Annotated in this window: 9 protein-coding genes; all 9 read right to left on the minus strand. The window is 55.3% G+C overall.

The window, feature by feature from the left end; all coding sequences use genetic code 11:
• Window positions 1-668 precede the first annotated feature (668 nt).
• Window positions 669-1,388, minus strand: coding sequence for an SDR family oxidoreductase (locus KJ970_10000; protein MBU2691251.1), 720 nt, complete (start codon window positions 1,386-1,388; stop codon window positions 669-671).
• Between the two features lie 2 nt (window positions 1,389-1,390).
• Entirely contained in the window at window positions 1,391-2,707 is a 1,317-nt protein-coding gene (locus tag KJ970_10005; GenBank protein ID MBU2691252.1) for a DUF4062 domain-containing protein, read from the minus strand.
• Between the two features lie 102 nt (window positions 2,708-2,809).
• Entirely contained in the window at window positions 2,810-3,553 is a 744-nt protein-coding gene (locus KJ970_10010) for a hypothetical protein (protein ID MBU2691253.1), read from the minus strand.
• Between the two features lie 3 nt (window positions 3,554-3,556).
• On the minus strand, window positions 3,557-5,320 hold the full coding sequence (locus KJ970_10015) for an ATP-binding protein (protein ID MBU2691254.1): 1,764 nt from the start codon (window positions 5,318-5,320) through the stop codon (window positions 3,557-3,559).
• A complete protein-coding gene (locus tag KJ970_10020) occupies window positions 5,317-6,504 on the minus strand; it encodes an SIR2 family protein (protein MBU2691255.1) in 1,188 nt (395 codons plus the stop codon). The genes KJ970_10015 and KJ970_10020 overlap by 4 nt, the downstream gene beginning before the upstream one ends.
• On the minus strand, window positions 6,501-8,468 hold the full coding sequence (locus KJ970_10025) for an N-6 DNA methylase (GenBank protein ID MBU2691256.1): 1,968 nt from the start codon (window positions 8,466-8,468) through the stop codon (window positions 6,501-6,503). The genes KJ970_10020 and KJ970_10025 overlap by 4 nt, the downstream gene beginning before the upstream one ends.
• Before the next feature lie 9 nt (window positions 8,469-8,477).
• A complete protein-coding gene (locus tag KJ970_10030) occupies window positions 8,478-11,018 on the minus strand; it encodes a DEAD/DEAH box helicase family protein (GenBank protein ID MBU2691257.1) in 2,541 nt (846 codons plus the stop codon).
• A gap of 187 nt (window positions 11,019-11,205) precedes the next feature.
• Window positions 11,206-11,742: a hypothetical protein gene (locus KJ970_10035; protein ID MBU2691258.1), complete on the minus strand. Its 537-nt coding sequence runs from the start codon at window positions 11,740-11,742 to the stop codon at window positions 11,206-11,208.
• A gap of 1,194 nt (window positions 11,743-12,936) precedes the next feature.
• Window positions 12,937-13,164, minus strand: a 228-nt coding sequence (locus tag KJ970_10040) for a hypothetical protein (protein ID MBU2691259.1), incomplete at its 5' end; no start/stop codon positions are given.

Genomic DNA, 13,164 nt, shown 5'->3' on the forward strand with positions numbered 1-13,164 from the left:
GCTTGCACCGTCAATCCTCTCCCAGCACCTTCCTGCTTGTTTGAACCCTCTCTTTTCCTGGACATCTTCCCCTCCTTGTTTCCTTGGTTTTACCCCAATTCGGTGTCCAAGAAAACTGGGGACGCCTCAAAGTCCACCGAGACAATGCCTATCGCGTGGTTCTCCAAGAAGGTGCGCCAGTTCTGGGAGGGTGGCTCTCGACGACGGACCCTGTACTTCGAGACGGCCGCCTGGCTGATCTCGATACCGAGCTTCTGCAGTTCCCATTGAATTCGGGGAGCGTCCCAGATCCTCGTCAGGAACACCCAGAGTCCTCGATCACTCGGCTTCAGCCGGATCAATCCTGATGCTATTTCTTGATGAGTAGCAATTTTAGGAGGCAGGTTGTTTTCAATCTCTGGGTGACACCATAATATTGAAAGAGCGCGATCTGCTAAATGAATTTCTTCGGGAGTTAATGCGCGGGACCGAGAATTCTATTTCTGATGTCTTGCACAGTGTTTATATCATAAATCATTGCTTTGGTAATCATGGTTGTTTTGACTCCACTTTAATATTCGGATTCATTTGCCTAACGGCAGCACCAGCGGGAGCGGTATGCGATCCGCTGGATGCAGTAGTTATGAGATACTTCTTTATGTTTAGACTCAGTTCAAGAATCAAGGTGGCTAATTGTCCTTCCTACTGGGAAATTGGAAACTGCTAAAATCGATAGAGCATGGCAGCATCATATAATCACCGTGCGTTAATAGCCGAAAACAGAACTCTGCGAATGCCTGTGGTGAGGTGATGGAATCCGGTTCTTCGTCGGGTGCAGCAAGACGACGCATTTCTGTTGCGACTCTGCCTGGATTAACGGCCAAGCAGCGTACCCCGTAGTCTTTTGATTCTAAATCAGCTATATTGGTTAATGCTTCAACTGCAAACTTGGAGACCGAGTAAGCGGAAGAGCACGGTCTGAAATACTTCGCACGATTTGACGTCAAGTTCATGATTATGCCTCGGCGATTGTCTAACAGGGTCGGGAGAACCATACGCATTACAAGGAATGTGGCGTCTAGATTAACCTTCATGACATGGGTCCAGTCCGCCAAACTTGTTTCATGGATTACGTCTTGCGGGCCCAGCACTCCAACGCAGTTGACCATAAAATCGATGGCCTTAGCTGTCTGAAGTATCATTGCGGTGACTTTTTCAATTTCTGAGAGGCTGGACATATCACATGCATATGAATGAAAATGACCGCCCCGGAATGGAAGTGATTTTTCTAGCCTCGCAATGTCCTGCGGTCTTCTCACGACCAAATAGGCTTCGTGGCCGGCCTCAAGCATACGATTAGTCAACGCATTACCTATTCCTCCGAGGGCTCCAAATATAATGCAAGTCATGTCTAAACCAAGGTTTCTTGGGAAAAGCAGCTTCCTGATGTAGGATTGAAGTAATCAATCCAACCGCTTGGCAGGGCAGATGCTGCCTCCTGATCAATTACAATCCAGAAGTCAAAGTGGTGTTTTAAAATTGAACAAGGCGAAGTTTTGTAATTGATGGTCGTAAGAAGGTGCCTAATGGCGAGGGATTTGTCCTTACCAAAAGCTAGAAGCGCTATTCGTTTCGAGAATTTCAAGACATTACCCATGCCAATTGTAACGCCATACGGGATGGGAGGTTTAGGGCGTAGGTACCCAAATGTCTCAGGGCTCATTTTCACGAGAGACGTTTGCTGCTCCAGCAATTGGTCTCCCTCATATGTGTCGGGGTCTACTGTCATGGTCTGACCATTAGGAGCTATGCCCAATAGCTGTAAATGTATTGTATGACTAGAAACGAGGGAATCATATTTTTGGCACTCAGACTCCATGGTAGAACCAGATACAGTTCCAGGTATAAAGTGGATTCTCCGTCTGTCGAGCCTTATGCTATGAGCCTTTTCAATTCTTCCGTAAAGCGACGTGTTCATCCAATTCTGGTAGGAGGAAGGGGAACTAGCCGCCACTCCAAAGTGCTCTGCCACATGAAACGCCCGCATTTCTTGCAACCCAGCAAGTTTGTTCTTACTATTAATGGCCGCTATTAGTTGATCGTATACTCCACCAGCGGTCCGTCCAGGCATGAAGCCCAACACGGGTAACCTCTCAGTCTCAAGCACAAAACTGATCATCTGAGAACCAACAGAGAACAGCTCGTTTCTATCCTTGCATAAGACGATTTGCGGTTTCCTTAGTTTCGGGTATCGATAGGTACCCCTAAAGACTTCTGTAATTAGTCGCAGAACATCGGCCCTGACAAAACCAGAAAGCTCTTTTTCGTTGGAGAAAGTTTTTCTGAAGTAGCCATCGTAGAATGCTTCCAAGTGTTTCACAAAAGTGACGGCGTCTTTGTCTCGCTTTGCAACCTTTTTAACGTATACCAGAACAGGCTTGTTCAGCTGAAGCGCCTTCTTGAACTCACCGTGGGTGACTGAGGTTTTCCCATCATAAACTTCCGAGTCCTCATGCTTATCTGGTATTGATCCATACCGTTCACCTACCATCAGGACGTAGATGTCGGAAGACTCAAGTTCGGATAAGCACTTCGTGCATGAAGCAGCCCAATCAGCACCGTCGTGCTCAGAAAGGTATGCATCGAACGAATACTGTTTCAAGGCTTTCTTAAGAGCGTTTCGTTCCATCTTCAGGTCATTGACGGTTGAACTGACAAAGATTTTCATCTCGATCCTCCCCATTGTACATTCTTCACTACGCCATCTATGTACTTCTTGTAACGTCCCGGTTCAGCGGCCGGGCCGCGGACCGTCCGCTCCAACCGGTTGTTATGCTGCGCTGTTCGCATACTCGGCCTTGTAAGTCTCAGCGAGAGCCGCATGCAGCTCCTGCATCCCTTCAATCCTCGGGCGGTCGGCCAGCGGCTCGGGATCAAAGCCCAGGCAAATCTCGATGTCCTTCTGCGAGAGGTAGTTGCCGTGGATCAGCACTTCGCGGATCTGGTTGGCGGCATCGGGATACTCGCGTTCTTCGGCGTCGCGACTCTGGACCAGGAACTCGCGGTAGCATTGCTCGATGACCGGCTTCGAGTGAGTCTGAATCTCGGCCACCACCCGTAGGATCTCGGTGATCTTGATGTCGAGCGCCGCCTCTGTGCTGTAGAAGATGTTGCCGTTGGGGTGGGCGGACTGGTTGCGGTGGTCCACCAGTTTGGCGCAGGTGCCGATCTTGCTGTTGTCGCAGGCGATGAGCTTGAGGAAGCGCAGGATGCTGCGTTCGTTCACGGTGCTGAACACGAAGGGCGATGTCGCGTCGAGGAGGCTTTTCTCAATGTTCTTGCCGAAGCCGATGAGGCCCATCGCGAAGTCCTTCGGCTCCGTCTGCTTGATCTGCCAGATGTTGAAATAGACGAAGCTCATCGTGAGCATGTGGTAGGCGATGAAGGCGAACTGGTATTTGCCGTGCGTGTAGTTCGTCTCGAAGACGTCCCATAGGAACTCGATGTATTCCTGCTCCTTCGGGGTCTTGAAAGAGAGCGGCAGGTAGTTGGCGAGTTCGGCGGTTTCGTCCATGACTCACGCCTTAGTCGGATCTAGTTCAATGGCCCAAAGGCGTTGAAAGTCGGGACCGTGTGACTTCGGCTTGGTGGCGGGCTCATGAATCTGGATAGTGAGCGGAATCGGAAAGTCGGTGCCGATGATGGCGGCTTCGCCCGGGCGCAGGTTGGGCAGGAATGCTGATGCTGCGCGATCGATCTCACCGCAGGCACGCTCCACCACTTCGCGATCACGGTCGTTCGTCAGCCGGTGAACGATCAGGGTGCCCATCTGGCTCAAAACGCCCTCTGTGATATCGCGGGGGCGTTGGCTGGCCAAACAGATACTCAGGCCATACTTGCGGCCCTCCTTGGCGATCAACTCGAAAGCATCGAGCTTGGCGGCATAGTCCTCCGCACCGATTTGGCGACCGAGAAAGTTGTGAGCCTCGTCCACAAAGACAACGGTCGGCCGTCGCTGAAACGCGCCGCCACGTGCCTGGGTCAAGAGATGCCGGCCGATGACATTGGCGATGATTTCGCGCGCGTGAAACTCGTAGGCGATGCCGCTCAGGCAGATTCGCAACAGCTTGTCGCTCCCGCTGATGAAGGTATCGATCTTGGCCGTCAACGAGGGTTCGGTGTTAGCTTGGAAGACGCATTGAAAGGCGGGGGAAGTCAGGACGCCGTTGATGCGCGCAAAGAGTGAGAGGCAGTTCGCGTAACTTCCCTCGTCAGGCCCGCCCCATCTCGTCGGATCGGGCGCTCGATATGTGCCGCCGTTCGGCCATACGCATTCTTGTTCGATCTGCTGCACCAGATGAGACACATTAAATGGCTGTCGTGGATTGTCCAGCAGGGACGAAGTAGCAGGATCCAACTCAGCATCGGTTAATGGTTGCTTGGGCTGGCCATGTTTCCGGATAAATCCGTTTGTAGCAAGTTTGGGCTGTATCCCCGCCAACCGCAAACTTCTCATCGCCGCACGCATCTTCGGTCCTTGCACCTTGCCCGCGGGCTCGAAGAGTGCCACGAAGTCTGACTCAAGAAAGCTCGTTGGGGGTAAAGAACATGAGACCGACCTGGTCTCCTTCTCCACCAGCTCGTCCAGATGGCAATGCAAGACTCCGTCGCCGGTGAAGTCCCGATACTCACCGGTGGCATCGATCAGGATCAGCTTCGCCTTGTATCGGATGCATTCCTCGATGATCCGCGCCGTCGTCCAACTCTTGCCGCCTCCTGTTGCACCGAGGATCGCGCAATGGCGTCCAAATAGGCGCTCCGGCTTCACGGAAACAAGGCTGTCCTGCGCCACATCGATAGCGCCGAGATTCAAGACGACGGGCTCGCGGTCATCCTCCGTATGCTCCATCAGGCGCGGTAGCAGTGCGATGAACCTATGCGGCGCGGCGTAGATGCGATCCCCGAGACGCGGGTAGGTATCGACGCCTGCGGTTACCAGCAGGTCGTCCATGGAAACGCAGCCCAGGAGCTGAATCTGTCCGAGCGCGTCCAAGTCGCTGTTGCCGACGAAGTCGCGCCTGATGGAGCGGCGCTCCGGTTCGCGCAGGTGGATCTCAGCAATACGGCCCAGAAGAAGGCTCTGCTGGCCTTCGATCAAGACGAATTCGCCGACCTCTCCGCGGCCATAGCGGCCACCTGCGAAATGGGAACCACTCGGCTGACCGGCCTCGCTGAGATTGACGCCGACCGTTCGGGCGGTGACCGAGGACGTCACACCCAGGAAGAGCTCCGGGCGCAGCAGTCCTTTGGGAAAAGCCTCATCAATGTTCAACTTGCTCATAGCTCCCTCGTCACGCCCTTGATAGCCTTCATGAGGGTATCCGCTGGCGTCAGTGATTTCAGGTCAGGGACCATCTGGGCAAAGTCACCGAACGACGCTTTGATGAACCACACATCTTCGCCGCGGCCGCCAAGCTCGGCAAAAGTTTTCCAGAATCGACTGTCCGCTGCTTCCTTGACTCTCGTGTGCGCCTCCTTATCAACAATGATCAAGCGCAGATGTGGGTTGGACTGCGCCGCAGCCAGCAGCGGCTCGGCCAGATGATCGTCATTGAAGCCAAAGCCGACGGCCAGCAGGCACGTATTCGGTTCGCGGATGGCGGCAAGATACTGCGCCATCGATTCGAGATGGGGTTGCACGAAGCTCTGCTGATACTTCCCCCTTGCGGGGTAGATCAAGCAGGCTTCGGCAGGCGTCGGCTTGTCTTTCTCGTAGATCGTTCCTTCCTCACCCCTCGCCCAGTTCACTGATCCGTGGAGCTTGTAGAGTAGGAACACGCCCTCGAGGTAATGCCCAAGGTCGTCACCGCTGCGCGGCCGCCGAATGATGTCGTAGCCGAAGAAGCGCGGGTCGTAACGGCGAGGAGCGGTGAAGGAGAATCCGTCCAGTGCCACTCCACCCAACTCGGCGGCGGCCCGTTCAAAACAAAGGTCATAGTTCGTGGTAAAAACCTGCAAGCGTTGATCCCGAACGCGGCGGCGAGAGAGCCGGTGAAGGAAGACCTTGTAAGCACCAAGCTTATCGGCGTCGAGAAACGCCGAGCACTTGTCGAGAATCACTTGCTTGCTTGAGCTCAGAAACTCGCTGACGTCTTCGTTGTCCTCTACTTGCAAGAAGGCTTCGACCCTGGAAAGAAACGCTTCGATATTCTGATCCTTGAGGTCGTGGTTGACCTTTCCCGCCGTCTCTGTGGCGCAAACCGTCGGTTCGGCGCCGACGGCGCCATTCCACAAGTCCTGCATCGATGGTCCACCCGCAGATCGCGAACATCCGGAACCGGCGAGGATTACAAGGTGCTGCATCTGCAAGGACGCGAGCAGTACGTTCTTCAGTTCGTCCTTGGCCGTCCGGGCCTTCTCTTGCTGCTCCTTGTCGTCTGCGATCTCAGCCACCAGCTCGCGCCAGTCGCTCGCGCCTGGTGCACGAAAAGAAGACGCTGCTGCCTTTGGTTCAGGTGTGGTCATTTCGGTGTGCCTCCTGTTTCTTCGCCCCAGATGCGGGAGAGGGTGGCCTGGATCTTGTGCTCGAAGCGGGCGATCAGTTCGCGGGCGCCGTTGATGACTTTCTGGTAGCCCGCGATCTCCGCCACGATCTCCTTCTGCACCTCCAGCGGCGGCAGGGGGATTTGGTAATTACCGACCCACTTGGAACTGAGATTCGCTTGTGCCACGCCACTTGATCCAGCGATCGCGTCGGCCTCGAACGTCTCCGTGTTCAGGATCGCGAAAAGGTATTCCGGAAGACAGGACGCACCACTAATTGGCTCAACATGGGCGACCCGCTGATTCAGAACAGCGGGCTCGTGCTCATGTTTCAATCGGCCGACCCGTCCGACGTTCCCTGTGAGTGACATCAAGATGTCTCCGGCTTTCAGCGTGTAGTCGGCGAACTCCATCCGTCGTTCTAGTGCCATGAACTTCGGATCGTCATCTATGACTTCTCCTTTCTGCACATTCTTGATCCGCATCACGCGAAGACCTTTGTCCACATACTCCTCGCTCTTGAAGGCGAAGCCATTTTTCACCCGTGCAACTTCTGAGAGCGGGACGAAGGGGTAACTTGAAGTGGCAACAGCCCCCTCCCGATACCGCTCGCCGCTGAGGTTGTAGTCGCCATTCGCGGCGATCTTTTCTTTCGGCACAATCTGGGCGGTGGACGGGAGGGAGAGGATGGACTCGGTGGACGCTTTGGAGCGGAGGGCTTGGAGATAGGCGGCGAGTTCGGCCTGCACTTGCGGGAGGTCGTTCTTCTCGATAGCGCGGCGCTGGGCTCCGAGGCCGAAGCCATCGTTCTCCACTTTGAAGAAGGCGATGGTATCGGCAGCCTTCGCGAGGGATTTGTCGAGCATGAGAATGCTGGTCTTCACCCCGGAGTAGGGATTGAAACAGCCCGCCGGGAGCGAGACGACGGCGACGAGGGATTTTTCGACGAGCATTTGCCGCAGCGCTTTGTAGGCGGTCTGGCTCTGGAAGATGATGCCCTCGGGGACGATGATGCCGGCGCGACCGGTGGGCGTGAGGTGCTCGGCCATGTAGTCCACAAAAAGGACTTCGCTGCGCTTGGCCTTGATGGAGAATCGCTTGTGGGGCTTGATGCCGCCTTTCGGAGACATGAACGGTGGGTTGGCGAGAATGACGTCGGCGAATTCGTTCCAGCGCTCCTCGGAGGTGAGGGTGTCGTATTCGTAGATGTGCGGATCGGTGAAGCCGTGGAGGTAGAGATTCACCAGGGAGAGGCGCACCATGTCGGGCGAGATGTCGTAGCCCTTAAAGTTTTTGGCGAGGCGGCCCTTTTCGTCGGGAGTGAGTTTGCTGTGACCCTTGGCGTCGGTGTTGGTGCGGAGGATGTGCTTGTAGGCGGAAATGAGGAATCCGGCCGTGCCGCAGGCGGGGTCGAGGATGGTCTCCCCTTTCTGCGGAGCGACGACCTCGACCATGAAATCAATGATGTGGCGCGGGGTGCGGAACTGGCCGGCATCGCCCTGCGAGCCGAGGACACTGAGCAGATACTCGAAGGCGTCGCCGAGGCGTTCGCTGTGGTCGTAGCTGAACTCGTCGATGATCTTGAGGAAGGCTTTGAGCGTCTCGGGGTCGCGGTAAGGGAGGTAGGCGTTTTTGAAGATGTCGCGGAAGAGCGGCGGGATGCCGGGGTTCTCCGGCATCTTCGAAATGCCTTCGCCGTAGAGGCCGAGCATCTCGTGGCCGCCGAGCGATGGCGCCATGAGCTTGGCCCAGCCGTAGCGGGCAAAGTCGCCGGTGAAGAACTTACGCTTGCCGCCGAGTTCCTCGGACTCGGCGTCCATGTCGTCCATGAACTTGTAGATGAGGGCGATGGTGATCTGCTCGACCTGGGATTTGGGGTCGGGAACTTTGCCGACGAGGATGTCGCGGGCGGTGTCGATGCGGCGTTTGGTATCGGTGTCTAACATGGTTCTCCTTTATGCGGCAAACTGGTTCAAGGAGACGTAGTCCTTGACGTATTCAGGCACGAGCACGCGGTACTTCTCGGGAACGGACCTGAAGTCACGGGTGGAAAACGCGGGGTTAGTGGCCAGGTCGGTAAATTGTTTGCTTTCGATGATGTGGCGCACCTGGTCGCTGGTGATGTAGGCCTTAAAGTAGGTCTTGATGGCCGGAATGGCTTCAGCTTCGTCGGGTTTGTAGTCGGCGACGAACTTGGCAAACTCTTCTTCCAGCAGTTCATCCTTGGACTTGAAGTGCGGAATGAGGCCGAAGATTCTTTCGAGGATCTCGCGCAGTGTGATGCGGCGGTCGACGGCGGCGGCTTTGCGCAGCTTGTCGAGAGTGTAGTACTCCTCGGGTTTGTTGAAGAGTTCGTGGTTGACATAGTCGATAACGCGGTCCCATTGTCCGGCTTCGACGGCAGAGGTGACGATGTCATTGGCGCGGATGACGTCTTCGAACTTTTCGAAGAACATGCGGTCGATCTTCATGCCCTCGTGGCCGATGGTCTCTTCCTTGATCATCGAGAGGATATCGGCACCGAGGTGCTCATACGTGCCGCCCACGACCACCAGGCCTTGGCCTTCCCCCTCGTCGCCGCTCTTCCCTTTGGGCGGAGGGAGCTTCAGCACTTCGTCGTAGTTGAACTCTTCCTCAAAGTATTCGCAGTTGGCGAAGAAGTCGAAGAGCTTGAAGGCCTTTTTTAACGGGTGCTGCACGACGTCCTTGAGGTTGTCATCGAAGAGCAGCTCGCGGAAGTCGTGTTTGCGGGTGCCGCGTCCCTTGATCTGGATAAAGTCGGTCGGCGAAAAGATCGGGCGGAAAAGACCGAGGTTGAGGATGTCGGTGCAGTCGTAGCCGGTGGTCATCATGCCTACCGTCACGCAGATACGCGCCTTGCTGGTCTTGTAGGCGGGAATGAAGTTGCCCGAGCCGAGCAGGTTGTTGTTGCTGAAGTTGATGGTGAACTGCTGGGCATCGGGTATCTGGGAGGTCACCTGCACGGCGAAGTCGGATTGGTACTTGCCGGGGAACATGCGGTCGGCCATCTGATTGAGAATCTGCGCCAGTTTGGCGGCGTGGTTCTGGCTGACGGCAAAGATGATGGATTTGCCGATTTCACCGCTGACCGGGTCGCGCAGGGCGTTCTCCAGGAACGTTTTGCACAGGAGCTGGTTGGTGGCGTCCGCGAAGAAACGCCTCTCGAACTCGCGTTGCTTGAAGGCCTGCTGTTGATCCTCGCCGGTATCATCGGTAAATGAGACGACGAAGCCTTCTTCGGAAAGCAGCGTGGTGGTGACCTCGGTGCGGGCGTCCACCACAGTGGGGTTGATCAGGAAGCCCTCCTTCACGCCATCGATCAAGGAGTAGCGGAAGGTCGGCTGGCTGTTCTCGCAGCCGAAGGTGCGGTAGGTGTCGAGCAGCAGGCGGCGTTCGGCCTCGCGCGGGTCGCGGGTGCCCGGCCTTGAGCTGTCGAACCGGCGGAGGTAATCGCGCGGCGTGGCCGTGAGGCCTAGCTTGTAGCCGATGAAGTAGTCGAACACGGCTCGGGCGTTGCCACCGATCGAGCGGTGCGCTTCGTCGGAGATGACAAGATCGAAGTCAGTCGGTGAGAAGAGCTTCTGGTACTTGTTGTTGAAGAGCAGGGATTGCACGGTGGTGACGACAATCTCCGCGCGTCGCCAGTCATCCCGGTTCTCCTTGTAGATCACCGTCTGAAAGTCGGCGGACAACACCGCGGCGAAGGCCTTTTTGGCTTGGTCCTCCAGCTCAAGGCGATCCACGAGGAACAGGACACGCCGCACGTTGCCGGAACGCAGAAAGAGCTTGATGACGGCGGCAGCGGTCATGGTCTTGCCTGTGCCCGTGGCCATCTCGAACAGGAAGCGGTCCTTGCCGTCGCCAACTGCGGCCTGAAGGCTTTGGATGGCCTTGAGCTGATAGGGCCGGAGAAAGCGCAGCTTGTTGGTTTGGATGTATCCGGGGCGTTCCGCATCGTTCCGCCACCCGGCTTCCGATTGGTAGTTCGGGCGCTGGGTGCGAACGATGTAGTCCTCGCCCACCTGCTCCTCGATCAGACGCTGCGGATTGGGCGTGACCTTCTGGTAGCCGGTGACCGAGTCGGGCGTCGGAAATGAGGTAATGACGTATGGGTTGCCGCGTTCGAGATCCCAGAAGTAGTGCAAGTTGCCGTTGGAGAGGATGACGAAGCGGCAGTTCTGGGATTTGGCGTACTTGCGGGCCTGCTCTTTGCCGACGAGCGGATTCTTATTCTCCGCTTTGGCTTCGAGAACGAGCAGCGGGAAGCCCTTGGCGTCGAGCAAGAGAAAGTCTACGAACCCTTTGGTGGTCTTCTCGAAGTTGTCGCCGAATGCGTCTAGGTCGCTGGTTTTGATCGTGACGCTGGGTTCGAGACGAATGTTCGCGGGCGCGGTGCCCTCCTGGAAAAAACGCCAGCCCGCCGCTTCGAGCAGCTTGTTGATCTTGATGCGGGCTGTAGCTTCCTTATCGGGCATTCAGGGTCCTATTCCAGCGGTGGTGATCAATCGGCACACTGCTCTCATAGCCTGCGAGGGTCATTGGCGCGGTCCTCGCCTCTCTCAACATCGCGATACTATTATCACCATAAGCAATGGGCGTGACAAGGGCCCTCGACAGGTTTAAAAGTTCGTTAGGCAACACTAATACAGATCTTCTGCTATTTTAGTGTTCATATAGCGACTTTATTTTCCCCCAAGAATCTTCACTCGCGGGATTTGCCTGATCTGTAAATACATTCAAAGTTCCTGTGCCTGACGCCCCGTCAACGCCATCAACAACAAGATATACATTCCATGATCCACCAGGATCGCCATTATATTCCCCGGTAACAAACCCCCAATGTATGTTCTCTCCAGTTCCGCCAAAAGAACAAGGATTCTCGCAATCTAGTTCAATACCATAAACACAGGCCTCAAAATCTCCCGACCAATTAATGGCCACAGATGATCCATGCTCGGCCGCCTGAATTCTAAATACTATGTCTGGACCGGTGGCAATAACCGATGTACACGCATGAGCCAAGGAATCTATGTCGTTTGCATATTCTCTCGTGTCCAATTGATACGTTGTCTCATAGCCAGGGACATCAATTAGAATGGCGTTATTACACGTCTCTCCGTCGAGGGGGTTTGCATATATAGGCATTGGCAGGAGAAACAATGAGAACGTGAACAAAATTACAGTTCGTATAATATTCATTTGCTGACCCCCTGTGATATCCCTGCATTTGGATTCGCGACTACCTGTTACTACTATAAGTGCTTGCCTAACGTAAAGTCTACTGATCTTGATAACTTGGCAATCCGCTATTTATCATTGTGGCCCCACGCCACCGATATCGAGTTCTGCTTCGAGTCCGTTACATCCACTTAACGCAAGCTATCCAGGACTCGAACAAATGATATCACCTAAGAACCGGTTCATTCAATTCGCTTATGGAATCCGCAACTTGCGCAAGAACATGGTCTTGGTCAGCGGATGTTTTTGGCGGTGCGAGGGAAGGACCGGAAACAGCCCATGACAGCCTAATCGGAAGTATGGCAACAGGTTATACCGGATATCCAGAAAACGGACTCATTGAGCGAAACCCTGGCCACCCGCCACAGACACCGATCCCGAATCGGGCCACGCCCCGGCCACCTTCAATTGCTGACGAGGCATGGCATCACGCGGTTATACATTGAGGTCAGACTGAAAGTATTACATTCAATGCTGAGTGCTCCTGCGCTTGCTATAACAATACCAACATCGCAGCACCGCCTGCAATATTGCCACTCGAACACGGCAAGCTATTACTTCACCCCAGAACACGGCGAGCCCGCACCGCACGGGAAATGCTGGAATGACGGACGTTTCCGAACACTTCGCGGATCGGGAGTCGGGCGGGCAAAACTCGTGCGCCTTGAACAATCGTTCGGCTTTTGCATTGCAACAACTTTCACATTATCGCATATGTACAAGCACGTCGTTATTCCATCGAAGGAGGACGTTCATTCAGGGCCATTTTAGGGGCAGCCGGGGCCGATTCTGGGCCTCCGGGGGCATTTCAGAGGCGGTTCTAGCCCTCGAAGGGGCAGCTCGGGGGCAGAATTCAGGGCTTCGGGACACCATAGGGGCATTTAAGGGGCAGGATTTCGCCTGTTTTTTTCATTTCACTGCCCCTCCGGATACACCCCAACAGAGGCAGTAGCTTGGGAAATAAAGAGTTAGCGGATTTCGGCTCCTGCCCCATCCTTGCCGTTTGGCCGGATTTATGCGATTTCGATGCCGCAAAATCGCCCCTTTCGCGGAGGGGTATGCCGCAAAATGGGCAGTTACGAAAAGGGGGATGCCGCAAAAATGCCCTTTACGCCAAAGCCGATGCCGCAAAATGGGGGTCGGCGGAGGGTAATTTTACCGATTTTGGTGGCCCAGCTCGGGCAGCTCCGTCTTGAACAGCAGCTTCCCGTCACCATCCAGGATCTCGATGTACCGGACGTCCTGTAACTTGGCCCCAATCCCGGCGTTAGCGATGGCCCGGGCTGCGCGTAGCGCCATCATTCGCCCCATCGCCTCGATCTCAGCCTCTTTCCGGTCGGTAAACAGCGCCGGGTTGTCGTCCATCGTCAGGCCACCCTTGAA

Source organism: Candidatus Eisenbacteria bacterium (assembly GCA_018831195.1).
In the GTDB taxonomy this organism is placed as follows: domain Bacteria; phylum Eisenbacteria; class RBG-16-71-46; order CAIMUX01; family JAHJDP01; genus JAHJDP01.